This is a genomic window from Candidatus Brevundimonas phytovorans (genome assembly GCA_029203145.1).
In the GTDB taxonomy this organism is placed as follows: Bacteria; Pseudomonadota; Alphaproteobacteria; order Caulobacterales; family Caulobacteraceae; genus Brevundimonas; species Brevundimonas phytovorans.
Map to the genome: position 1 here is coordinate 1,518,498 of CP119309.1, position 23,355 is coordinate 1,541,852.

General features: G+C 66.0%; 22 protein-coding genes. 3 read left to right on the forward strand and 19 right to left on the reverse strand.

Annotated elements, in window-relative coordinates:
• Positions 1-2: 2 nt before the first annotated feature.
• From P0Y52_07295 to rpsB, 10 genes are all read right to left on the reverse strand, one after another.
• Positions 3-587, reverse strand: a complete 585-nt coding sequence (locus P0Y52_07295) for an OmpH family outer membrane protein (GenBank protein ID WEK59337.1) — start codon at positions 585-587, stop codon at positions 3-5.
• Between the two features lie 32 nt (positions 588-619).
• Entirely contained in the window at positions 620-3,022 is a 2,403-nt protein-coding gene (gene bamA, locus P0Y52_07300) for an outer membrane protein assembly factor BamA (GenBank protein WEK59338.1), read from the reverse strand.
• A 53-nt stretch (positions 3,023-3,075) separates the two neighbouring features.
• The gene (locus tag P0Y52_07305) at positions 3,076-4,293 is read right to left on the reverse strand and encodes a M50 family metallopeptidase (protein ID WEK59339.1); all 1,218 of its coding nucleotides are present in this window, start codon (positions 4,291-4,293) and stop codon (positions 3,076-3,078) included.
• 23 nt (positions 4,294-4,316) lie between these two features.
• Positions 4,317-5,513 carry a 1-deoxy-D-xylulose-5-phosphate reductoisomerase gene (dxr, locus tag P0Y52_07310; protein WEK59340.1) on the reverse strand — a complete coding sequence of 399 codons (1,197 nt, stop codon included), beginning with the start codon at positions 5,511-5,513 and terminating at the stop codon, positions 4,317-4,319.
• The gene (locus P0Y52_07315) at positions 5,510-6,328 is read right to left on the reverse strand and encodes a phosphatidate cytidylyltransferase (protein WEK59341.1); all 819 of its coding nucleotides are present in this window, start codon (positions 6,326-6,328) and stop codon (positions 5,510-5,512) included. The genes dxr and P0Y52_07315 overlap by 4 nt, the downstream gene beginning before the upstream one ends.
• Complete coding sequence (uppS, locus tag P0Y52_07320; protein ID WEK59342.1) at positions 6,328-7,095, reverse strand: polyprenyl diphosphate synthase; 768 nt, start codon at positions 7,093-7,095, stop codon at positions 6,328-6,330. The genes P0Y52_07315 and uppS overlap by 1 nt, the downstream gene beginning before the upstream one ends.
• A gap of 29 nt (positions 7,096-7,124) precedes the next feature.
• Entirely contained in the window at positions 7,125-7,682 is a 558-nt protein-coding gene (gene frr / locus P0Y52_07325; protein WEK59343.1) for a ribosome recycling factor, read from the reverse strand.
• Positions 7,683-7,721: 39 nt separating this feature from the next.
• A complete protein-coding gene (gene pyrH / locus P0Y52_07330; GenBank protein WEK59344.1) occupies positions 7,722-8,459 on the reverse strand; it encodes a UMP kinase in 738 nt (245 codons plus the stop codon).
• 139 nt (positions 8,460-8,598) lie between these two features.
• The gene (gene tsf / locus P0Y52_07335) at positions 8,599-9,540 is read right to left on the reverse strand and encodes a translation elongation factor Ts (protein ID WEK59345.1); all 942 of its coding nucleotides are present in this window, start codon (positions 9,538-9,540) and stop codon (positions 8,599-8,601) included.
• 102 nt (positions 9,541-9,642) lie between these two features.
• Positions 9,643-10,488 (reverse strand): 30S ribosomal protein S2, encoded by an 846-nt coding sequence (rpsB, locus tag P0Y52_07340; GenBank protein WEK59346.1) that lies wholly within the window; start codon positions 10,486-10,488, stop codon positions 9,643-9,645.
• Positions 10,489-10,705: 217 nt separating this feature from the next.
• On the opposite strand from rpsB, the gene P0Y52_07345 reads away from it, so the two are divergent.
• Positions 10,706-11,887 carry a S41 family peptidase gene (locus tag P0Y52_07345; protein ID WEK59347.1) on the forward strand — a complete coding sequence of 394 codons (1,182 nt, stop codon included), beginning with the start codon at positions 10,706-10,708 and terminating at the stop codon, positions 11,885-11,887.
• Here the strand turns inward: P0Y52_07345 and P0Y52_07350 are convergent, their stop codons facing one another.
• Genes P0Y52_07350 through dnaE form a run of 3 tightly spaced genes read right to left on the reverse strand, consistent with a single transcriptional unit; the run spans position 11,888 to position 16,120 of the window.
• Positions 11,888-12,238 (reverse strand): GFA family protein, encoded by a 351-nt coding sequence (locus tag P0Y52_07350; GenBank protein WEK59348.1) that lies wholly within the window; start codon positions 12,236-12,238, stop codon positions 11,888-11,890.
• Positions 12,239-12,251: 13 nt separating this feature from the next.
• Positions 12,252-12,665 (reverse strand): DUF3224 domain-containing protein, encoded by a 414-nt coding sequence (locus P0Y52_07355; GenBank protein WEK59349.1) that lies wholly within the window; start codon positions 12,663-12,665, stop codon positions 12,252-12,254.
• Positions 12,665-16,120: a DNA polymerase III subunit alpha gene (gene dnaE, locus P0Y52_07360; GenBank protein WEK59350.1), complete on the reverse strand. Its 3,456-nt coding sequence runs from the start codon at positions 16,118-16,120 to the stop codon at positions 12,665-12,667. Before dnaE ends, P0Y52_07355 begins: the two co-directional genes overlap by 1 nt.
• A 315-nt stretch (positions 16,121-16,435) precedes the next feature.
• On the opposite strand from dnaE, the gene msrA reads away from it, so the two are divergent.
• Positions 16,436-17,071: a peptide-methionine (S)-S-oxide reductase MsrA gene (gene msrA / locus P0Y52_07365; GenBank protein ID WEK59351.1), complete on the forward strand. Its 636-nt coding sequence runs from the start codon at positions 16,436-16,438 to the stop codon at positions 17,069-17,071.
• Between the two features lie 9 nt (positions 17,072-17,080).
• On the opposite strand, the gene P0Y52_07370 is transcribed toward msrA, so the two are convergent.
• Genes P0Y52_07370 through P0Y52_07385 form a run of 4 tightly spaced genes read right to left on the reverse strand, consistent with a single transcriptional unit; the run spans position 17,081 to position 20,738 of the window.
• Entirely contained in the window at positions 17,081-17,797 is a 717-nt protein-coding gene (locus P0Y52_07370; protein WEK59352.1) for an ABC transporter ATP-binding protein, read from the reverse strand.
• Positions 17,790-19,100, reverse strand: a complete 1,311-nt coding sequence (locus P0Y52_07375) for a lipoprotein-releasing ABC transporter permease subunit (protein WEK59353.1) — start codon at positions 19,098-19,100, stop codon at positions 17,790-17,792. The genes P0Y52_07370 and P0Y52_07375 overlap by 8 nt, the downstream gene beginning before the upstream one ends.
• Positions 19,097-20,413, reverse strand: a complete 1,317-nt coding sequence (locus P0Y52_07380) for a proline--tRNA ligase (GenBank protein ID WEK59354.1) — start codon at positions 20,411-20,413, stop codon at positions 19,097-19,099. Before P0Y52_07380 ends, P0Y52_07375 begins: the two co-directional genes overlap by 4 nt.
• Positions 20,414-20,471: 58 nt before the next feature.
• Positions 20,472-20,738, reverse strand: a complete 267-nt coding sequence (locus P0Y52_07385) for a DUF1467 family protein (GenBank protein WEK59355.1) — start codon at positions 20,736-20,738, stop codon at positions 20,472-20,474.
• An 88-nt stretch (positions 20,739-20,826) separates the two neighbouring features.
• On the opposite strand from P0Y52_07385, the gene P0Y52_07390 reads away from it, so the two are divergent.
• Positions 20,827-21,180 (forward strand): isomerase, encoded by a 354-nt coding sequence (locus P0Y52_07390; GenBank protein ID WEK59356.1) that lies wholly within the window; start codon positions 20,827-20,829, stop codon positions 21,178-21,180.
• A gap of 155 nt (positions 21,181-21,335) precedes the next feature.
• On the opposite strand, the gene P0Y52_07395 is transcribed toward P0Y52_07390, so the two are convergent.
• Complete coding sequence (locus P0Y52_07395) at positions 21,336-21,674, reverse strand: DUF3088 family protein (GenBank protein WEK59357.1); 339 nt, start codon at positions 21,672-21,674, stop codon at positions 21,336-21,338.
• Positions 21,674-23,350 (reverse strand): ribonuclease J, encoded by a 1,677-nt coding sequence (locus P0Y52_07400; GenBank protein ID WEK59358.1) that lies wholly within the window; start codon positions 23,348-23,350, stop codon positions 21,674-21,676. The genes P0Y52_07395 and P0Y52_07400 overlap by 1 nt, the downstream gene beginning before the upstream one ends.
• Between the last annotated feature and the right edge of the window lie 5 nt (positions 23,351-23,355).

Genomic DNA, 23,355 nt, shown 5'->3' on the forward strand with positions numbered 1-23,355 from the left:
TCTTACGACTGCGGCTGAGCCGGAACCGGCATACGATTGAAGCTGAGCGTCGGCAGGGCCGCGTTCAGGCGCTGGATGACCAGCGGCGTCACATCCATGGCCGGGTTCATGATGAAGACGCTCTCACGGTCGACCAGGATGCCGCAGCCCTTTTCCTGATAGACGGCGACTAGGATCGGCTCGATGGCTTCCGAGATCTTCTTGCGCTGTTCAGCCAGGGTGTAGCGCAGTTCGCCGTCGCGGGTCTGTTCCAGCTGCTGGGCTTCCTGGGCGCGCTGTTGCAGGGCCTGACGGCGTTGGTTCAGTTGGTCGGCCGGGATGGTCGACGCGCCCTGTTGCAGGGCCTGATACTCGGTCTGCAGCTGCGTGGCGTAGGGAGCGATTTCACCCTGAACGTCCTTGGCCAGTTGCTCCATGCGGGCTTGAACGGCTTGGCCGACCGTCGACTGGGCCAGCGCCTGCTGGTTGAAATAGACGCAGACGCCCGGGATGGCCGGACCGGGGTTGGCCGGACCTTGCGCCTGGGCCATGGCCGCCGAAGCGGAGAGCGAGACAAGGGCGGCGGCGCCGATAGCAAACAGTTTCATCTTGAACCTTTGAGCAGTCTGGAAGGCTGCGGTTAGAACTGGGTCGAGGTGGAGAAGCGGAAGGTCTCGGTCTTGTCGTAATCTTCCTTCGACAGAACCTTCGACAGGTCGAAGCGGATTGGTCCCATCGGCGAACGCCAGTGGATGCTGAGGCCCGCCGCGGCCCGCAGGGCCAGGTTGTCGACGATGTTCGGGTTGGGCAGGCCGGTGACGGAGTTGACCGTATAGCGGTCGTCCAGCAGGCCCAGGGTGCCGACATCGGCGAACAGCGAGGTCTTGATGCCGTATTCGTCGGGCAGATAGTTCGGCACCGTCAGTTCAACCGTGCCGATGGCGTAGAAGTTGCCGCCCAGGGCGTCGGTCGTCGTCAGGTCGCGCGCGCCCATGCCGGCCGTCTCGAATCCGCGGAAGGTGTTGCCGCCCTTGAAGAAGCGGTCGTTGATGCGGATCGGATCGCCGTTCCAGCCGGTGACATAGCCGGTCGAGCCTTGCACGCTCACGACCCAGGCAGGGCTGATGCCATAGTACCAGGAAGCGTCCGCCTCGGTCTTCAGATAGTTCACGTCGCCGCCGATGCCGGCGAGATCCTGACGCACCGAGGCCGACCAACCGCGCGTAGGGCGCACAGGATCGTTACGGCGGTCAACCATCAGCGTATAGCCCGCCGACGAGTTGATGAAGGCGCCGGCCTGATCGCACAGGGCCGACGACCCCTGGCCGCTGCCGCAGTAGCCGCTCGGGATGATGACTTCGTCATTCTTCAGGAAGTAGCGGACGCTGAACAGCGAATAGCCGTTCAGGGGGTAGCTGAGCCGCAGACCGCCGCCCGTCGAGCGATAGTCGTACGAGGAGTATTCGCTGAGGTCGTAGCGGGTGTGGAACAGGTCGAAACCGGCCCGCAGGTCACGGCCCAGGAACTTCGGCTCGGTGAAGCGGAAGTCGATCTGCTGGCGCAGCGAACCCCACTCGGCGCGGGCCACGACGTTCTGGCCGCGCCCGCGGAAGTTGCGCTCGGTGATGCCCAGGTTGAGCACAAAGGAATCGACCGAGCTGAAGCCCGCGCCGACCGACAGTTCACCCGTCGGCTGCTCCTCCACCGTCACGTTGACGACGCTGCGATCCGGCGCGCTGCCACGCGTTTCCTCGATCTTGACGTCCTTGAAGAAGCCCAGGGCGCGCAGGTTGTTGCGCGACCGCTCCACCAGCGACCGGTTGAAGGCGTCGCCCTCGCCGACCATCAGTTCGCGACGGATGACGGAATCCAGGGTGCGGGTGTTACCGACGACGTTGATGCGGTCGATATAGACGCGCTGGCCTTCCTTCAGGTTGAAGGTCACATCGACCGTGTCGGTCTCGGGGTTGGCGCGATAGCTGGGGTTGATCTCGACGAAGGCGTAACCGGCGGAGCCCGCCGCAAAGGTCAGGGCGTCGACGGCGCGCTCGATCCGGTCGCTTTCATACAGGTCGCCCGAGCGGATCGGCAGCAGACGTTGCAGGAAATCGGCGTTCAGGCGGTCGTTTTCGGTCACGACCTTGACGTCGCCGAACTTGTAACGGTCGCCCTCTTCCACGGTGATCGTCATGCCGAAAGCACTGTTGTCCGGCTTCAGTTCCGCCACGGAAGACAGGATACGGAAGTCGTAATAGCCCCGGTTGGTGTAGAACTTCCGCAGTTGCTCGCGGTCGTAATCCAGACGGTTGGGGTCATAGTTGTCGTTCGAGCTGAACAGACGCCACCAGGACGATTCCTTGGTGACCATGACGTCGCGCAGGTCGCTGTCCGAAAACGCCGTATTGCCCAGGAAGGTGATGGCGGCGACGCCGGTTTCGGGGCCTTCGTCGATCTCGAAGACCACATCGACGCGGTTCTGTTCCAACTGGACCAGCTTGGGCGTCACGGTGGCCGAGATACGGCCCGACAGGCGGTACAGTTCGATGATCTTGCCGACATCCTCCTGGACGCGGGCGCGGGTATAGATGCCGCGCGGCTTGATCGTGACCTCGTCCGTCAGCTTCTTCTGCGTGAGGGCCTTGTTACCCTCGAACGTCACCTGGTTGATGATCGGGTTTTCCGCGATCTCGACCACCAGGTCGCCATTGGGCTGAAGGCCCAGTTGCACGTTGGCGAACAGGCCGGTGCGCGACAGGGTGCGAACCGCAACGTCGATGGTCGCGGCGTCGATGGTGTCGCCCGGCTGGATCGGCAGATAGGACAGGACCGTGGTCTGGTCGATGCGCTGATTGCCGCGCACCAGGATGCGGCTGACGACCGCGCGGTCCTCGGCCGGGGCGGCGACCACGACCTGCGGATCCTGCTGCGCGCCAGCGGTCACGGCGGCGGGCGCCGTCTGCGCCAGCGTCGGTCCGGCAAGGCCGGCGGCGACAGCCAACGCCAATGCGCTGGGTCCAAGGATACGGCCACGGGTTCGGATCATGAGGCGACTGTCGTTCTGAATCATTCGGGGAACCATCGGGGGCTGGCGTCGGCTCACGAGACGAGCCCGCCGAGGAATTTGAAGAGATTGAGTTTCTGCAGGTCGTTCCAGGTCGCGAACAACATTAAACTGGCGAGCAAAGCAAGACCGACGCGATAGCCCGCCTCCTGAACCTGAGCGGCGACAGGCCGACGCGCCACCGCTTCATAAGCGTAGAACATCAGATGCCCCCCATCCAGAACCGGAACAGGCAGCAGATTTAGAAAGCCGATTCCGACCGAAAGTATGGCGGCGAAGCTGGTCAGCGTCAGCAGGAGATTTCCAGCCATGGCCAGGGGATCAGGATTGGCCGCCACCGCCGCATGGGTCAGGGCCCCCGAAGCCTTGGCGATGCCCAAGGGGCCGCTGAACTGATCGCCCGATTCGCGGCCCGTAAAGATGCGGCCGATATAGGTGAAGGTGGTGCTCAGGATGTTGCCGGTTTCCTGGAACCCACGGCCCGCGGCGGCGATCGGTCCATAACGGACGTGGCGCACCTCATCGCGGCTGGAGCCCATGACCAAACCGATACGGCCGACCGAAACCCGTCCGGCGATGGGGTTGTCTTCCATCTTGCGTTCCGGCGTCCCGGTCAGCAGCACCTCGGCGCCCGCGCGCTCGACCGTGAACTGAACCGGATCGCCGCTGCTCAGCGCCACGACCTTGCTCACCTCTCCGCCGTCCACGATCAGCTTGCCGTTGACGCGGGTAATCAGATCGCCCGGCATGAAGCCCGCGGCGGCGGCTGGAGAATCCGGCATCACTTGCACGACCCGCGCCGGACGAAGCTCGACCCCGACCAGGCTGAACAGCAGGGTGAAGATGGCGATGGCCAGCACGAAGTTGGCGATCGGACCGCCCGCAACCACAAGGGCCCGTTGCCACAAGGGTTTGAAATACAGGTAGTCTTTTTCGGCGCCAGGCCCGTGGGCGGCGATCACTTCCTTCTTGAGGGCCTCCAGGCCCGCCTTGTCCGGCACGCCCGTGGCGTCCAGGTCGCCCGCGAACTTGACGTAGCCGCCCAGCGGCAGCCAGCCCAGACGCCATTCAACGCCGCGCTTGTCCGTGCGCTGCAAGATGGCGCGACCAAAGCCGATGGAGAAGCGCTCCATCTTCACGCCAAAGGCCCGCGCGGTCAGGAAGTGGCCCAGTTCATGGACGGTGACGACCAGCGTCAGCACCAGTAAAAACGGCACGACATAGATCAGGGCCTGCCCAAGAACACCTAGCATCCCAGTCATGTCTCCTGTCGCCCTCAGGCAGCAATCGCGAGCGAGGCGATGATGTCGTTCGCAATCCGTCGGGCCGCCGCGTCAACGGCCAAGGCCGCGTCACAGGCGTCGTCGGAACCGGAACTCACCCCCGAAATCGTCGCGCGCTCCAAGGTGTCGGCGACGACTGCGGCAATATTGAGAAAGCCCAGCCGGCGGTCAAGGAAGGCCAGGGCCGCGACCTCGTTCGCCGCGTTGAAGACGATGGGCGCCACGCCCCCCGCCGCCAGAGCCTCTCGCGCCAGCTTGAGCGCGGGAAAGCGCGCCATATCGGGCGCCTCAAAGGTCAGACGGCCCAGCGCTGCAAGGTCCAGCCTGGGCGCGGGCCAGGCCATACGGTCAGGCCAGGCCAGAGCGCAGGCGATCGGCGTCTTCATATCCGGCGGCCCCATCTGGGCCAGGGTCGAACCATCCACATATTCCACAAGGCTGTGGATGATTGATTCAGGGTGGACCACGACATCGATCCGGTCACCGCCCATGCCGAACAGATAGGCGGCCTCGATCAGTTCCAGACCCTTGTTTGCCATGGTGGCGCTGTCGACCGAGATCTTGGCGCCCATGCTCCAGTTCGGGTGAGCCACAGCCTGTTCCGGCGTGATGCGGCCCATGGCCTCGCGCGGCAGAGTCCGGAACGGCCCGCCCGAGGCGGTCAGCACCAGCTTGGCCACCTGCTCGGGCGCCTCTGCAGGAAACACCTGGAAGATGGCGGAGTGCTCGGAGTCGACGGGAATCAGCTTGCCGCCGCTGCGCTTGACCCGCTCGATCAGGGCCGGACCGCAGCAGACCAGGCTTTCCTTGTTGGCCAGGGCCAGGGTCGCGCCGGTGCCGGCGGCCGCCCAGGCCGAGCGCAGTCCAGCCGCCCCCACGATGGAGGCCATGACCCAGTCCACGGGCCGCGTCGCCGCCTCGACGATGGCTTCGGGCCCAGCGGCGATATCGATCTCGGTTCCGGCCAGCGCGTCGCGCAGTTCCGACAGGCGCGCTGGATCAGCCGTCACCGCCAGCCTGGGCCGCCAGCGCCGAGCCTGTTCGGCCAGACGGGCGATATTGTTCCCGCCGGTCAGAACCTCGACCTGAAACGCGCCGGAGCCCGCCTTCTCGGCCTGATCCATCAGGTCCAGCGTCGAAGTGCCGACCGAGCCGGTCGAACCCAGCACGCTGACCTTGCGGGTGATCATGTCCCCTGCCCCAGCATCAGGACGATCACGCGGCCCGCCGCCACGACCACGACCGCGAACATCAGGCCGTCCACCCGGTCCAGCAGGCCGCCGTGGCCTGGAATGATGTTGCCCGCATCCTTGACGCCAAAGCGGCGCTTCAAGGCCGATTCCCAGAGGTCCCCGGCCATCGTGGCCAGGGCTGCGGCGAGGCCGAGCACGCCGCCCCAGAAGATGTTCAGACGGCCCATTTCCAGCCAGCCGGCCATGGCGGCGCCGGCGATCATCCCGGCGATCAGGCCGCCGATGAACCCGGACCAGGTCTTGTTGGGCGAAAAGCGCGGCCACAGCTTGGGCCCGCCCACGGCGCTGCCGACCAGATAGGCCAGGATGTCGGACGCCCAGGCCACGGCGAAGACCAGCACCGTCCAGTAGAGGCCCTGGGCGTCGTTGAGGTCGCGCAGCCAGATCAGGAGGACGCAGGGCCAGCCGAGGTAGAGAACGCCATAGGCGGCGTCCAGCGCCTCGCCGCCGCGCGAGCGGGCGAACAGGCCCGCCGCCAGCGCGCCGAAGACCAGCAGGATGAGGGCCAGCGACATCTGCCCGATGTGCGCAGCCACCACGGCGATGATCAGCGCCAGCGCGACCGCCGCTCCCACCGAACGCCAGAACCGCGGCGCGCTCATTCGCGCCCACTCGAACGCCAGCAGGCCGCAGGCCGCCACCACCAGGGCGCAGAACCAGCCGCCGCCGGCCCAGGTGGCCAGGACCGCCGCCGGCGCCAGGACCACGGCCGAGGCCGCTCTCAGGCCGATGTCGCCTATTTTCAAAGCCATCAGTTCGCCGCCGCCTTCACTGACGCCACTTCCGGCAGGGCGTCGCGGCCGCCATAGCGCCGCTCGCGACCACCATAGAGGGACACCGCCTCGCCCAGCGCCTCTGCACCGTAGTCAGGCCAGAGAATGTCCTGAAAAACCAGTTCGGCGTAGGCCGCTTCCCACAGCAGGAAGTTGGACAGCCGCTGTTCGCCCGATGTTCGCACGATCAGATCGACCGGCGGCGCCCCCGCCGTCGACAGGCCAGCCCCCAGATCATCCTCGGTCACATCGCCGACGAACTGTCCGGCCCGCGCCTGATCGACCAGCTGCTGCGCCGCGTCGACCAGATCGGCGCGGCCGCCATAGTTGAAGGCCACCTGCAACAGAAAGCCGTCGTTGTGGGCCGTCTGCGCCTCGGCGCGGTCGACGATGGCGGCGATGTCGGCCGGCAGACCCTTGCGACGGCCCAGGATACGGATACGCACGCCCCCCGCCTCCAGCCGTTTCAGGTCGCTGCCGACAAAGGCCCGGACCAGGCCCATCAGGTCCGAAACCTCGTCCGCGGGGCGGCTCCAGTTCTCGGTCGAGAAGCCGAACACCGTCAGGCAGCGAATGCCGAAGTCCGGCGCCGCCTTGATCGTGCGACGCAGCGCCTGGACGCCCTCGCGGTGGCCCATGACGCGCGGCAGACCGCGACGCTCGGCCCAGCGACCGTTGCCGTCCATGATCAGGGCGACGTGACGAGGCCCCTTTTCAGGCGCCGTGGCGACGGTCTCGGCCGACATTGCTGCAATCCCTCCTGACGCGCTCTGCGTCAGACCTGCATGATCTCGACTTCCTTGACCTTCAAGGCCTCGTCGATCTTCTTGATGGCGGCGTCGGTGTCCTTCTGGACCTCGGTTTCCATCTTCTTCTGTTCGTCCTGGCTGATCTCGGTCGCCTTTTCAGCCTTTTTCAGGTCGTCGTTGGCGTCGCGGCGCACGTTGCGAACAGCGATCTTCTGCTGCTCGGCGTACTTGCCGGCCAGCTTGACCAGATCCTTGCGGCGTTCTTCGGTCAGCGGCGGCACCGGGATACGCAGGGTCTGGCCGTCCACGATCGGGTTCAGACCCAGGCCGGCGGCGCGAATGGCCTTCTCGACGGGTCCGACCATGCCCTTGTCCCAGACATTGACCGAGATCATACGCGGCTCCGGCACGCTGATGGCGGCCACGGCGCTCAGCGGGGAGTTGGAGCCATAGGCTTCGACCTGAACCGGGTCCAGCAGACCCGAGTTGGCCCGGCCGGTGCGCAGACCCGCGAAGTCTTCCTTCAGCGAGGCGACGGCCTTTTCCATGCGGTCGCGATAGGTCTTGAGGTCGGGCTTGGCCATGGTGGTTGTCCTTGGTCTGTCGTTCGGGTCGAGAGCCGCTTACGCGGCCTTGTTGGTAATGACGGTGAAGGTGCCTTCGCCGCGGAGGGTCCGGCGCAGCGAGTCCTCTTCCTGGATCGAGAAGACCACGATCGGAATGTCGCTGTCGCGCATCAGGGCGATGGCCGAGGCGTCCATGACCCGCAGGTCCTTGGCCAGGACCTCCTGATAGGTCAGCGTCTCGTAACGGGTGGCCGAGGGGTCCTTCTTGGGGTCGGCGGTATAGACGCCGTCCACGCTGGTGCCCTTCAGCAAGGCGTCGCAGCCCATCTCGGCGGCCCGCAGCGCCGCGCCGGAATCGGTCGTGAAGAAAGGCGCGCCCACGCCGGCGGCGAAGATCACCACCCGGCCCTTTTCCAGGTGCCGCATGGCGCGACGACGGATGTAGGGCTCGGCGATGGCGGCCATGGGGATGGCGCTCTGGACCCGCGTATCGACACCGATCTTCTCCAGTGCGCCCTGCATGGCCATGGCGTTCATGATGGTGGCCAGCATGCCCATGTAGTCGGCATTGGCGCGGTCCATGCCCTCGGCGGCCTTGGACAGGCCGCGGAAGATGTTGCCGCCGCCGATGACCAGGCAGATCTCGACGCCCGCGCGCGCCACCTGGGCGACAGCCGCCGCCACGACATCGACGGTCTTCATGTCGATGCCATAGGACTGATCGCCCATCAGGACCTCGCCCGAGACCTTGAGCAGGACGCGCTTGTATCGGAATTCAGGAGAGGCGTCGGGCATGGGTCTGGGTCCGTGGATACTGGGGTTAGGCATCCGCGCGAGGTGAATCGGCGGTTCATCATAGACGAAGGGCGCGCCGGCCATCAAAGCCGAACGCGCCCTTTTGAAAATTCTTCCCTTTCAGGAAGAAACTTCGATCTTAGTTGCCGCCCATCATCGAGGCCACTTCGGCCGCGAAATCGGGGACTTCGACCTTCTCGACGCCTTCACCCAGGGCCAAGCGGACGAAGCCGGCCAGCTTGAGGTTCGAGGAGCCCAGTTCCTTGCCCGAGTTGGCGACCAGTTGTTCGATGGTCACGTCCGGGTCCATGACGAACGGCTGCTTCGACAGCACCACGTCCTTCTGGAACTTGTTGATCTGACCTTCCACGATCTTTTCGATCATGTTTTCCGGACGACCTTCTTCCTTGGCTTTTTCGATCAGAACAGCACGTTCCTTCTCGATGGCGGCCGGGTCCAGGTCGTCGGTGTTCAGCGACAGCGGCGCGGTCGCAGCGACGTGCATGGCGATCTTGCGGCCCAGTTCGCGCAGAGCGGTCTTGTCGCCCTCGCCTTCCAGAGCCACCAGAACGCCGATGCGGCCGACGCCCGGCGACACAGCGTTGTGGACGTAGGTCGAAACGACGCCTTCGGACACCGACAGGCGGGCGGCGCGACGCAGTTGCATGTTCTCGCCGATGGTGGCGATCATGTTGGTCACTTCGTCCTGAACCGTCTTGCCCGCTTCCAGCTCGGCGCCGTGGAGGGCTTCGAGCGTGTGGTGGTCCAGACCCAGTTGGGCGAAGGACTTGGCGGCGTTCTGGAACAGGTCGTTACGCGCGACGAAGTCGGTTTCCGCGTTGAATTCGATGGCGGCGGCGACTTCGCCCTTGCCGTCTTCCTTCGACGCGACGGCGACCAGGCCTTCAGCGGCGACGCGGTCAGCCTTCTTGGCGGCCTTGGACAGGCCCTTGGCGCGCAGCCAGTCGATTGCTGCTTCGATGTTGCCGTCGTTTTCGACCAGCGCCTTCTTGCAGTCCATCATGCCGACGCCCGAACGCTCGCGAAGTTCCTTCACGAGGGCGGCAGTGATCTCGGCCATGTTCAGTCTCCTGGAAAATCAGATGAGCGGCCGGGCTTGAATAGCCCGGCCGCATGTCAGTTTGGCAGCAGGCCCGATCAGCGACCGGGCCTTGAGGGCGTCTTAGCCCTCGACCTTTTCTTCAGTCGCCAGCATTTCAGCGGCGACAGCTTCCGTGCCGGCCGGAGCGGCTTCGGCTTCAACCGGAGCAGCAGCGGCTTCGCGCAGCATCGGCTCGACCGGAGCTTCCGAAGCGCCCAGATCGATACCCGAAGCCGAAGCGCCGGCGGCCAGGCCGTCCAGGACGGCGTCGGCGATCAGGTCGCAGTAGGTCTGGATGGCGCGGGCGGCGTCGTCGTTGCCCGGGACCGGGTAGGTGATGCCGTCCGGGTCCGAGTTGGTGTCCAGGATGGCGATGATCGGGATGTTCAGCTTGCGAGCTTCCTGGATCGCGATCGCTTCCTTGTTGGTGTCGATCACGAACATGATGTCCGGGATCGAACCCATGTCCTTGATGCCGCCCAGCGACAGTTCCAGCTTGTCCTTCTCGCGCTGCAGCGTCAGCAGCTCTTTCTTGACACGGCCTTCGCCGCCGTTGGCCAGAAGGCCTTCCAGTTCACGCAGGCGGGCGATCGAGCCCGAAACGGTGCGCCAGTTGGTCAGCGTGCCGCCGAGCCAGCGGTTGTTCATGTAGTATTGAGCGCAGCGCGTGGCGGCTTCAGCCACCGGGCCGGCAGCCTGACGCTTGGTGCCGACGAACAGAACGCGGCCGCCCTTGGCGGCGACGTCGCGCACAGCCACCAGAGCCTGGTGGAACAGCGGCATCGTCTGCGACAGGTCGATGATGTGGATGTTCGAGCGCGAGCCGAAGATGTAGCGGTCCATCTTCGGGTTCCAGCGGTGCGTCTGGTGGCCGAAGTGAGCGCCGGCTTCCAGCAGCGTACGCATCGAGAATTCAGGCAGAGCCATGATCGTGGTGTCCTTTTTCCGATCAAACCTAGCGTGAGCGATTAAAAGGACCGGACGGTCCCTCGGAACGGTGCAGGCCGGGATGTCTCCCCGGACCGCGCCACGCCCACGTGCGAAGTGCGCGCGCTCTCTAGGCGCATCACTGAAAAAACGCAAGGGCGAGAACATGATCGGGATTTAACTTGTCCGCGCTTTCGAAGCCCCGCCTGATAGTCGGATGCGGATTTCCCACACCCTCTTCGCCGCCCCATTGGCCGTCCTGATCGTGGCTGCCGCCGCCGCCGCCCAGACGCCTGATCACACCGCCGACAACTATCGGAACGACGCCCTGTCCCTGCCCGCCCTCGTCGCGGAACAGTATGCCTATGTCGAACGTCTGCCCGGCGGCGCCTTTCCCGAGACGGATATTCTGAGGGCCGAAGCCGAGGCGGTTCATGACCAGGCCGGCCTGCTGCGCTATGCGGAACACGCTCTGACCGCCCTGGCTGATCACCACGCCATCACCGGCTCATCCTTCGCTGACAGTTGGGCGGTCACGCCCAGCTATTCGGATCTGTGGATCGAGCCGCGGGACGGGGTCTGGATCATCACCGCCGTTCGCGCGGGCTCGCCGGCCCAGGCGGCCGCCGTTCAGCCGGGCGATCGACTGACGGCCGTGGGAGATCAGACGACCCGCGACGCCGTCACCGCCTTCTGGCGTGACATCGGCCTACCGCCCGAAGGCGACCGCGCCGGCTACGCCGCGCGCGTCCTGGCCGCCGGCCGCCGCGACCGCCCGCGCGACCTGACGATCACCGACGCCGACGGAACCGCCCGCCGCCTGAACCTGCCCAGTCTCTACAAAGCGCCGCGAGACCAGGCCCCGGTCGAAAGCCGTCTTGAGCGAGACGCCCTCGTCATCCGGGTGAACGATTCCCTCGGGGACCAAGCCGCCATCGCGGCCTTTGACGCGGCCATGGCCACCGCGTCCGACGATCAGTTGGTGGTCATCGACCTGAGCGAAACGCCCAGCGGCGGCAATACGATCGTCGCACGCGGGATTATGGGCTGGTTCGTCGACGCCCCGGCCGCCTACCAGATCCACGTCTTGCCCGCGGAGGCGCGCGCGACGGGAATAGAGCGCCGCTGGGTCGAACAGGTCCTGCCCCGCGCGGGCAAGCGCCATCACGGCCCCGTCGAGGTCCGCGTCGGACGCTGGACCGGCAGCATGGGCGAAGGCCTGGCCATCGGTCTCCACGCTCAGGGCGCGCGCGTGGTCGGCCAGCCCATGGCCGGCCTGCTGGGCGCCATCTATGATCTGCGCCTGCCGCGCACCGGACTTGTGATCAAGCTTCCGGTCGAGCGGCTCTACGCCGTCGACGGCACGCCGCGCGAGCAGTTCCGCCCCGACCCGGATTGATCAGAACCTGCGCCCGTCCACCCGCTTCGCCGTCCAGTCCCAGGGCTCCACGTCGGTCAGCGTCCGCACATTGATCGCCGCCACCTCGGACCCGTCCGGCGCCACGCCATAGCCGAAGGGCTGAACCCCGCAGGTCTTGCAGAAGCGATGGTCGATCTTGTGTTGGTTGAAGAAGTAGGAGGTCATGGCCCCCTCGCCCGCCGTCAGCTGAAAAGCGGCGCGCGGCGCGAAGGCAAGAACGAAGCCTTTGCGATAGCAGTGCGAACAGTTGCACTCGACCAGGCCCTCCAGCCCGACCTCGACCTCATAGGCCACCGCGCCGCAGTGGCAGGACCCCTTATGCACGGCCATGGTCGATCCTCCTTCAGGATGTCGGCAGACTGTATTCCAGATCGTAGTGGTGAACGCCGTTCGCGATCGTCAGGTGAAACACCCCGGCGATCCCTGCCAGCCCGTCCGCGCCGGATCCGGGCACGATAGTGATCAGCAGTTCCTGTGCGCCCCGATCCATCAGACCGCGATGCACTAGGGTGAAGGCGCCCTCCCGTCCGTCGATCACGCCATGCACCCGATCCAGCGCCACATAGGCCCCCGACCGATCCGGCCCCATGGCGCCCAGCATCTCCCCGACCGCGGTCCCGATCAGGTCGCCGTGAAAGGTCTTGGCCAGCAGCATCCGGCCCGGCGCGTCCGCCGCCGTACCCTCTGCCGGCTGAACCGGGGTGATGAGGACATCGAACGTCCCGCGCGCATGCTTCACAGCCAAACCATCGGTCATCAGGCATCCTCCAGAATGATTACGCCCGGCGCCGACTTCAGCGCCCCGCGCAGGGCCGCATCCAGGCGATAACGCCCCGGCAGCTTGATCTCGACCTCGGTGCGGCCGCCCAGCGTCGCCTGCAGCCAGACCTCGCCGCCCTTGCCCTGGGCCCGCGCCCGGTCCAGCCGCGCCTTCAGCGCCTCGGCGTCCGCCGACTGCGCCGACAGCACGACCCGCAGCCCGATCTGGGTGTCGTCCAGCAGGGTCTCCATTCGGCTGGCGTCGTCGCCGAAGAAACGCACCTCGCCGTCCGCCGACTTGGCGCGCACCTTGACCAGAACCGAGGTCCCGACCTCCAGGATATCCCGGCATCGCCGCAGTTGTTCCGGCGGGAACAGGCATTCGAACTCGCCCGTCGGGTCCGAAAAGGTGACGAAGGCGAACTTCTCGCCGCTCTTGGCGCTGGCCCGCTCCTGACGACGACGCACGACGCCGGCCATCAGGAAGGCTTCGTGGCCGGCCTCGGCCAACCCTTGCGCCTCGGCCACAAAGGTCACGCGCTTGCGTTTCAGCGCGGGCGTCAGATCCTCCAGCGGGTGGCCCGACAGGTAGAAGCCGACCGCCGCCAGTTCCTGATCCAGCTTGTCCGGCCCGGCCCAGGGTTCGACGCTGCGCAGGCGAGGACGCGAAGCCCCCGCCTGATCCGCCCCGAACAGGCTGACCTGCGACGAGGCCCGCTCGGCGGCGACGCTCTGGCAATAGGCGATCAGGATGTCGGCCTGTTCGAACAACTGGCGACGGTTGGGGTTCAGGCTGTCGAAGGCGCCCGCCTTGGCCAGGCCTTCCAGCGCCCGCTTGTTGACCGCCTTGGGATCAACCCGTTCCAGGAAGTCGAACAGGTCAGTGAACGGCCCGCCCGCCTCGCGCACCTCGACGACGTGCTTCATCGCCTCCAGACCCACGTTGCGGATGGCGCCGAGCGCATAGAGGACGCTGCCCTGACCGTCCTTCCACTGGACGTCGAAGTCCGCCGAGGATCGGTTGATATCCGGGGCCAGGACCGGCACCTCGAAGCGGCGGCAGTCCTGATAGAAGACCGCCAGCTTGTCGGTGTTCGACAGGTCCAGACTCATCGAGGCCGCGAAGAACTCGACCGGGTGATTGGCCTTCAGCCAGCCCGTCTGGAACGAGATCAGCGCATAGGCGGCGGCGTGCGACTTGTTGAAGCCGTAACCCGCGAACTTGGCCACCAGATCGAAGATGGAGCCGGACTGGGCCTCGGGCACGTTCTTCTCGGAGGCGCCCTTGACGAAGCGGAGGCGCTGGAAATCCATCTCCTCCTTCTTCTTCTTGCCCATGGCCCGGCGCAGAAGGTCGGCTTCGCCCAAGCTGTAACCCGCCAGGACCTGGGCGATCTTCATCACCTGTTCCTGATAGATGATGACGCCATAGGTCTCGGTCAGCACCTCGGTCAGCGACGGGTGCAGATAGTCCACCTCGGCCCGGCCGAATTTTCGGTCGATATAGGTGTCGATCATCTCCATCGGCCCCGGCCGATAAAGGGAGATCAGGGCGGTGATTTCCTCGATGGAGCCGCAGCGCATCTTGCGCAGCGTGTCGCGCATGCCCTGGGATTCCAGCTGGAACACCCCGACCGTCTGGCCCGAGGCCATCAGCTCATAGGTCTTCGCGTCGTCCAGCGGCAGCAGGTTCCATTCCGGCGCCGCGCCGCGCCGTTCCAGATACTCCCGCGCCCGGTCCAGCACCGTCAGGGTCTTCAGGCCCAGGAAGTCGAACTTGACCAGACCCGCCGGCTCAACCCACTTCATGTTGAACTGGCTGGCGGGGATGGTCGAACGCGGATCCTGATAGAGCGGCACCAGTTCGGTCAGCGGCCGGTCGCCGATCACGATGCCGGCGGCGTGAGTCGAGGCGTTGCGGTACAGCCCCTCCAGCTCCAGCGCGGTTTCCAGCAGGGTCCGCACCGCCGGTTCGGCGTCGCGCGCTTCCTTCAGGCGCGGCTCCAGATCAATAGCCTGGGCCAGAGTGACCGGGTTGGCCGGGTTGTTCGGCACCATCTTGCAGAGCCGGTCCACCTGCCCCAGCGGCATCTGCAGCACACGGCCGACATCGCGCAGCACGGCCCGCGCCTGCAGCGTGCCGAAGGTGATGATCTGGGCCACCCGGTCCTTGCCGTAGTGGTCCTGCACATAGTCGATCACCTCTTCCCGCCGCTCCTGGCAGAAGTCGATGTCGAAGTCGGGCATGGAGACGCGTTCGGGGTTCAGGAAGCGCTCGAACAGCAGGCCGAACCGCAAGGGGTCCAGATCGGTGATGGTCAGCGACCAGGCCACCAGCGAGCCCGCGCCGGAACCCCGCCCCGGCCCCACCGGAATGCCGTGAATCTTGGCCCATTTGATGAAGTCGGCCACGATCAGGAAGTAGCCTGGGAAGCCCATCTGCTGGATGATGCCCACCTCCCATTCGAGGCGGGTCCAGTATTCTTCTTCTGGGGCGGCGGGCGTGACCTGTTGCAGACGGGCCTTTAGCCCCTCGCGCGCCTGGTGCGCCAGTTCGTCGGGCTCGGAGCGGCCGGCGCCGGTGTCGAAGCGCGGCAGGATGGGCGCGCGCGTGGGCACCAGGAAGGCGCAGCGGCGGGCGATGTCGATGGTGTTGTCACAGGCCTCGGGCAGGTCCGAGAACAGCTGACGCATGGCCTCCGCCGTCTTGAACCAGTGTTCCCCGGTGATGCGGCGCCGGTCTTCCTGGCCGGTGAAGGCCCCGTCAGAGATGCACAACAGGGCGTCATGCGACTTCGCCTGCGCCGCCTTGGCGTAATAGACGTCGTTGGTGGCGACCAGAGGCACGTCATGCGCGTAAGCCCATTCCACCAGCCCCGCCTCAGCGATCGGCTCCTGCGGCAGACCGTGGCGCTGCAACTCGACGTAGAAACGATCACCAAAGACGCGTTTCATCTCCTCAAGAGAAGACAGCGCATCACCATGTTTGTTCTGGACGAACAGGGGGTCGATCGGGCCGTCCGGACCGCCTGACAGCAGGATCAGCCCCTCGGACTTATCCACAACCTGCGACCAGGGCACGCCTGGCTCGGACATCTCGCCAGCGTCGAGGTAAGCAGCGGACGACAGGGCGCACAAATTGAGCCAGCCCTGCTCGTTCTGGACCAGCAACACGACGGTCGGGGTCTTGGCCCAACGCTCGGCGACCTGGCCGCCGATGCCCAGAACCGGCAGGGCGCAGGCGACGATGGGTTGAACCCCGGCGTCCTTGGCGGTCTGGCTGAACTCCAGCGCGCCGAACAGGTTGGCGCGGTCAGCAACGCCGACCGCCGGCATTCCCGCGTCTGCGGCCATCTTGCCGATCTTGCCGGCCTTAATCGCCCCTTCCAGCAGGGAATAGGCGCTGCGGACCCGCAGATGGACAAAACCCTGACTGTTGGCCGCTTCCGTCAATACAAACTCCGCTGGTCCCGGCTGCCGAGACCTCTCATGTCCGACCGCCGCGCGGCCGAAGTTTGATCATGCAGGGAGTCGATGCGGCGATCACGTCACCAGGAAAGACGCCTGCCAGATCATCCAGACGAAGCCGCCGCACGACGCAAGCGACAGCATATCCCTCACCCAACGCGACATCGGCTTATCCCCAGTTAGCGTGTTCCTGAAACGTTCTATATTCCCCCTTTGTTCTCATTGCAAGCGGCTCGCTGTGCAAAGCCATCCGTCTTCCCATATCGTTCGTACCGAGGGGAGAATGACCGGGAGCCTGTCATGTCGCGTCTGCCGCCTCTGATTGTCCTGATATTGGCTGCGGCCTGCTCGCCGGGCGAAGCGCCGGTGAAGGCCGCCGCGCTGGAGCCGGCCCCGCCAGGCTATCAGACCGCCATCTTCGCCGGCGGCTGCTTCTGGACCGAAGAAAAGGCGTTCGACGGCCTGCCTGGCGTGCGTTCGGCGGTGTCGGGCTTCGTCGGCGGCACGGCGCCCAACCCCACCTATGAACGCGTCGTGCGTGGCGGCACCGGCTATCGCGAGGCGGTGCTGGTGACGTTTGATCCCGCCGTGTTCAGCTACCGCACCCTGGTCGATCGCTACTGGCGCACCATCGACCCGACTGATCCCACAGGACAGGTCTGCGATCAGGGTCCGTCCTATGTCACAGCGGTCTATGCCACCGAGGCCCAGACCGCCACGGCCCAGGCGTCGCGCGCAGCGGCGCAAACGGCGCTGGGGGCCAAGGCGACAAGACCCTTCATCACCCCGGTCTATCCGGCGATGCGGTTTTGGCCCGCAGGCCAAGAGCATCAGGACTTCGCCCGTCGACACCCGGCCCAGTACGAAGCCTATCGCATCGGCTGCGGCCGCAGCGCGAGGCTGCGCGCCCTGTGGGGGGCCGCCGCCGTGGGCTAACAGGCCCGCCTAGTAGGCCTGAGCCTCGGCCGCGCGTTCTTCCAGATGGCCATCCTTCAGGGCGAAGACACGATCCATGTGACCGGCCAGCTCCATATTGTGGGTGGCGATCAGGGCGGCGACGCCCGTGGTCTTGGCCAGTTCGCGCAGGGACTCGAACACCGCATGGCTATTGGTCGGGTCCAGATTGCCAGTGGGTTCGTCGGCCAGCAGCAGGCGCGGGCTGTTGGCCAGCGAGCGGGCGATGGCGACGCGCTGCTGCTCGCCGCCCGACAACTGGGCGGGTTGGTGCAGGAAGCGTTCGCCCAAACCCAGGCTGGTCAGCAGAGCCTCGGCCCGGCGGCGCGCCTCAGCCTCGGAATGACCGGCGATGCGCATCGGCAGCGCCACGTTATCCCGCGCATCAAATTCCGGCAGCAGGTGGTGGAATTGATAGACGAAACCGATGCGCGACAGACGCAGACGCGTGCGCGCTCGCTCGTCCAGACCGCCGACGTCCTCGCCGTCGATCATGACCTGACCGCTGGTGGGACGCTCCAGCAATCCAGCGGCGTGCAGCAGGCTGGACTTGCCCGAACCTGAGGGTCCGATCAGGCCGACGACCTCGCCCGGCATGATGTCCAGATCGACGCCCTTCAGCACCGTCAGCCCGCCCGAGGCGGTCGGATAGGTGCGGGTGATCCCGCGCAGGCGAAGCGTCGGCGTGGTGTTCAGCGGACTATTCAAAGCGCAGGGCCTCCACCGGGTCGATCCGCGACGCGTTCCACGACGGCGGCAGGCTGGCGAGGCAGCTCATGAAGAAGGAGAAGACCGCGACCCAGGTCACGTCCCACGGATCCACCAGGGCCGGAATGGCGTCCAGCATATAGACGTCGGCGTTGAACAGCTGAACCCCCAGCAGGGCCTCGAGGAAGTGCTGGATCGCGCCGATGTTCAGGCAGAACAGCAGGCCCAGCACCAGACCGGCGATGGTGCCGCCGATGCCGATGGCCGCGCCCGATATGAAGAAGATGCGCAGGATCGACGAGGGGCTGGCCCCCACGGTGCGCAGGATGGCGATATCGCGGGTCTTGTTCTTCACCAGCATGACAATGCCGGAAATAATGTTCATGGCGGCGATGGCCACGACCAGACCCAGGATGATGCTCATGGCCACGCGCTCGACCTTGAGGGCGCCCCAGAAGGCGGCCAGACGCACGCGCCAGTCGGTGACGATGCTGCCCGGCCCGGCGGCCTGCTGCACCGGCGTCAGCAGGGTTTCAACCTGATCGGGCTCGGCCACCTTCATCTCGATCACGTCCCAGAGGCCGTCCTTGCCGAAGAAGAGCTGGGCCTGTTCCAGCGGCATGAAGATGAAGGCGCGGTCGTAGTCAGCGGTGCCGGAGCTGAAGATGCCGCCAACGCGATAGGTCTTTTCCAGACCGCCGAGGTTGCCAAAGGCGCTGTCGGCGCCGGTCGGCGAATAGATAGACAGGGCGCTGCCCACGCTCAGACCCATCTGGTCGGCCAGAGCCTTGCCGATCAGGATGTTGTCGCCACCATAGGCGCCCTGACCGAAGGAGGCGCGCATCTCGGGCGTCAGGCTGTCATAGACGAACTTGGTCGAGGCGAGATCCTGCGGACGCACGCCGCGGACGACGCCGCCCGTCATCTGACCGCCCGCGCGGAACATGGCGGGCGATTCCGTCAGCGGCGACACCGAGACCACGCCGGGCACGTCGGAAATCCGCTTCAGCGCCGCCTCGCGGTCGGGAGAGGTCAGGACCGGGCCCTGAACATACATATGCCCGTTGAACGACAGCATCCGCCCCAACAGTTCGCTGCGGAAGCCGGCCATGATGCTCATCACGCTGATCAGCACCGCCACGGCCAGCATGATGCCGACGAAGCTGATGATGGCGATCAGGGCGACCCCGCCCTCCTTGCGCTTGGCGCGCAGGTAGCGAAGGGCCAGTCCGATCTCCCAGGCGGAGAAGGGACCGGCAGGCTTTACGGCAGGCGGCGCGGGGGCCGTCGCGGCGTCGGTCATTTCGTCAGCAGCTCCAGGGCGGCGTCCAGCGGCAGGGTTTGCTTCTCGCCGGTGGCGCGGCGCTTCAGTTCGACCACGCCGTCAGCCAGACCCTTGGGACCGATGGTCAGCTGCCACGGCACGCCGATCAGGTCAGCGGTGGCGAACTTGCCGCCCGGACGCTCGTCGGTGTCGTCGTAGAGGACGTCCTTGCCCAAGGCTTCGAGTTTGGCCACGGCCTCTTCACAGGCGGCTGAGACGGCTTCGTCGTTGGCGCGCAGATTGATCACCACCACGTCGAACGGGGCGACAGAGTCGGGCCAAATGATGCCGCCCGCGTCGTGGCTGGCCTCGATGATGGCGCCCATCAGACGCGACACGCCGACGCCGTAGCTGCCCATGTGGACCTCGGTGTCCTGACCGTCGGGTCCAGCGACCTTGGCCTTCATCGGGGCCGAGTATTTTGTGCCGAAGTAGAAGATGTGGCCGACCTCGATGCCGCGCGCCGACAGGCGGTCGCCCTCGGCGGTCTGGGCCTCGAACTGGGCCGCGTCGTGCATTTCCTCAGTCGCGGCGTAGAGGGCCGTGCGCTCGTTGAAGACGCCTTCCAGCTGCTCGACGCTGAGGTTGTGGCCGGGCGCATCCATCTCGACTAGCTTGCGGTCGCAGAAGACCTCGCTCTCGCCGGTCTCGGCCAGGACGATGAACTCGTGGCTCAGGTCGCCGCCGATGGGGCCGGTGTCGGCGCGCATCGGCACCGCCTTCAGGCCCAGACGCGAGAAGGTGTTCAGGTAGGCGGCAAACATGCGCTTGTAGGCGATGCGGGCCGAGGCCTCGTCCAGATCGAAGGAATAGGCGTCCTTCATCAGGAACTCGCGGCCGCGCATGACGCCGAAGCGCGGACGGCGCTCGTCGCGGAACTTCCACTGGATGTGGAAGAGGTTCAGCGGCAGGGCCTTGTACGACTTCACATAGGCCCGGAAGATATCCGTGACCATTTCCTCGTTGGTCGGTCCGTACAGCAGCTCGCGCTCATGACGGTCGGTGATGCGCAGCATCTCGGGGCCATAGGCGTCGTAGCGGCCGCTCTCACGCCACAGGTCGGCCAGTTGCAGCGTCGGCATCAGCAGTTCGACCGCCCCTGCCCGCTCCTGCTCCTGACGCACAATCCCTTCGATCTTGCGCAGGACGCGCAGTCCCAGCGGCAGCCAGGCGTAGATGCCGGCGGCCTCCTGTTTGATCATCCCGGCGCGCAGCATCAGCTGGTGCGACACGATCTGGGCGTCGGAGGGGGCTTCTTTGAGGGTCGGCAGGAAAAAGCGCGACAGGCGCATGGGAGAATCTCTGCAAAATCAGTCTGGCCCGAGGTTAACCGGGCGAATGGGGCGAAAGCTAGAGCGCAGGTCCGCGGCTGAAGTCAGGCAGCGGCATCCACCCGGACCAGACGATGAAGACGATGACGGCCCAGACGATGGCCGACACCCAGGTCGTGGTGATGAATTTCTTCTTCAGCTGCGGATCAGCGGGTGCGCCCCACTGGCTGCCGTCGGTCGGCGGCGTCTCGGTCTGTTTCGACGAACCCAGCGGCAGGATGGTGAACAGCACGATCCACCAGGAGGTCAGATACAGCGCCACCAGGGTAAAGGGGCCAAGAGGCATCGAGCATTCCATCCATCAGTTCGTGCGCCCTCCGCATTCCGCCCGCGTCAGCAGCGGGCTAAGAAAGGCGCGAAACAAGGACGCCCTCATGCCACAGATCACCCTGGAACACTCCCCCCATTTCGACGGGACAGATTGGCGCGCCCTGGCGCTGGAGATCCACCAGCTATGCGTAGACCTGGTCGGGGCGACGACCCAGGCCTGCAAGACCCGCATCGTGCGCTGCGACGACCTGATCATCGCCGACGGCGACCCGGCCCAGGCCATGGTCCACTGCGACCTGCGCATCCTGGCCGGACGGACCCAGGAGCAGAAGACGGCGCTGGGCGAGGCCGTTCAGGCGGCGTTGCTGGCGGGGGTGAAGCCCTATGCCGGTCCGGCGCAGATTTCCGTCGAGATCGGCAATCTGGACAAGGAAAATTATCGCAAGGTCACGCTGTAGCGCTGAGTTCGTCCTTTCCTCCCCATTTCATGGGGAGGTGGATCGGCGGCGCAGCCGACGAGACGGAGGGGGCGACACGACGGCTAAGGTTTGCGCCGCCCCCTCCACCACTTCGTGATCCCCCTCCCCACACGTGGGGAGGAAAAGAACCCTATTTACGGGTGCGGTCGCCCGATCCCGTAGCGCGCCGCCCAGTAGGGCAGGATGTCGTCGTCCTGCAAGAACCGGGCGCCGGTCTCTGCGCTGACCTGGGCGTCGGGCCAGTCGAACTCGCCGTCCAGCACCAGCAGGGGGCAGCTCTGGTTGGCCTCCCCCACCTCGGCCACCACGGCGGCGCGAGGACGGGGGTGGTCCAGATGCGTGACCTGAACCTGCTCGCGCAGGCGCGGATAGAGGCCGAGCACGCCCTCGATCCGGGCGCCGGGCGGGCAATACCAGGGCCCGCCCTGCTCGTCGAACCAGTCGGCGTTCAGCAGATAGAGCCGGTCCGTCATTACAGATGCAGGATCACGGTTTCGACGATGGGACGGCGATCCCAGATCTGCTGGCTGGCCTTCTTCAGCACGCGGCTGACGGCCTGTTCGACCACCAGTTCATCGTCCAGCGCCTCGCCCTTCAGCTTGCGAACCGCCTGTTCGGCGCGCTCGGCCAGATCGTCGAGGATGTCGCCCAGAGGACGGTCCTCGTCGCCCGGCAGACCGATGCCGCGCACGTCGATGTCGCTGACGATCTTGCCGCGCTTGTCCATGGCGAAGCTGACGACCAGGACGCCGTTGGAGGCCGCGTGCCGGCGCTCGCGCAGGGCCTCGCCCGCCTCTTCGACCAGCATGCCGCCGTCGACGAACAGACGGCCCGAGGGCACTTCGTCGATGATCGCGGCGGGTCCGGGGGCCAGACGCACCATGTCGCCGTTGCGCGGCGTCACGGTTTCGGGGACCTGCATGTCCTTGGCCAGGTTGGCGTGTTCCATCAGGTGACGGCGCATGCCGTGGGTCGGCACCGCGATCTGCGGACGGGCCCAGCTGTACATCTCGCGCAGTTCGTCACGGCACGGGTGGCCCGAGACGTGGATGCCCGGATGGTCCTTCTCGGTGTAGAGGCGCACGCCCCGGTCGGCCATCTTGTCCTGCAGACGACCGATCGACAGCTCGTTGCCCGGGATGACACGCGACGAGAAGATGCAGTGGTCGCCCTTGCCCAGCTTGATGAAGGGGTGCGTACCCTCGGCCACGCGCGACAGGGCCGCACGGACCTCGCCCTGGCTGCCGGTGCAGAGATAGAGAATCTCGTCGGCGGGCCAGACGCGGGCCTCCTGTTCCGACAGGAAGGGCTTCACGTCGCTCAGCATCCCGACCGACTTGGCGGCGGCGCTGATGCGGTGCATCGACCGCCCGGCCAGGGCCACGCGACGGCCAGCGGCCTCGGCGGCGCGAATGACGCTGTCCATACGGGCGACGTTGGAGGCGAAGCAACCCACGGCGACGCGGCCCTTCAGGTCCTTGATCAGGTCGGCCATGGCCACCTTCACATCGCCTTCGGAGCCGGCCACGCCGTCCACGAAGACGTTGGTGCTGTCGCACACCATGGCCAGCACGCCCTCGTCGCCGAGACGCTTGATCGTCTCGACGTCGGTGCGCTCGCCCACGACCGGATCATTGTCGATCTTCCAGTCGCCGGTGTGCAGGACCGTGCCCAACGGGGTCTTGATAGCCAGGCCGTTCGGCTCGGCGATCGAGTGGGTGATGGTGACGAAGGTCACGTCGAACGGACCCAGGTTCAGGTCCCCGCCCAGCGGGATCTCGTTCAGCTCGACCTGATCCAGAATATTGGCGTCGCGCAGCTTCTCGCGGATCAGATAGGCGGTGAAGGGCGTAGCATAGAGCGGCGCCTGAATGCGCGGCCACAGCCAGCCCAGGGCGCCGATATGGTCTTCGTGGGCGTGCGTCAGCACGATGCCCAGGATGTTCTCGCCTTCCAGGAAGGAGGGATCGGGCACGATCACATCCACGCCGGGCGTGGACGGGTCGCCGAAGGTCACGCCGACGTCGACGAGGATCCACTTGCGGTCGTGCGCCGGGCCAAAGCCATAGGCGTTCAGGTTCATGCCGATCTCGTTCGAGCCGCCCAGCGGCAGGAAGACGAGTTCGTCGTTTTGAGTTTTCTTTGTCATGTGTC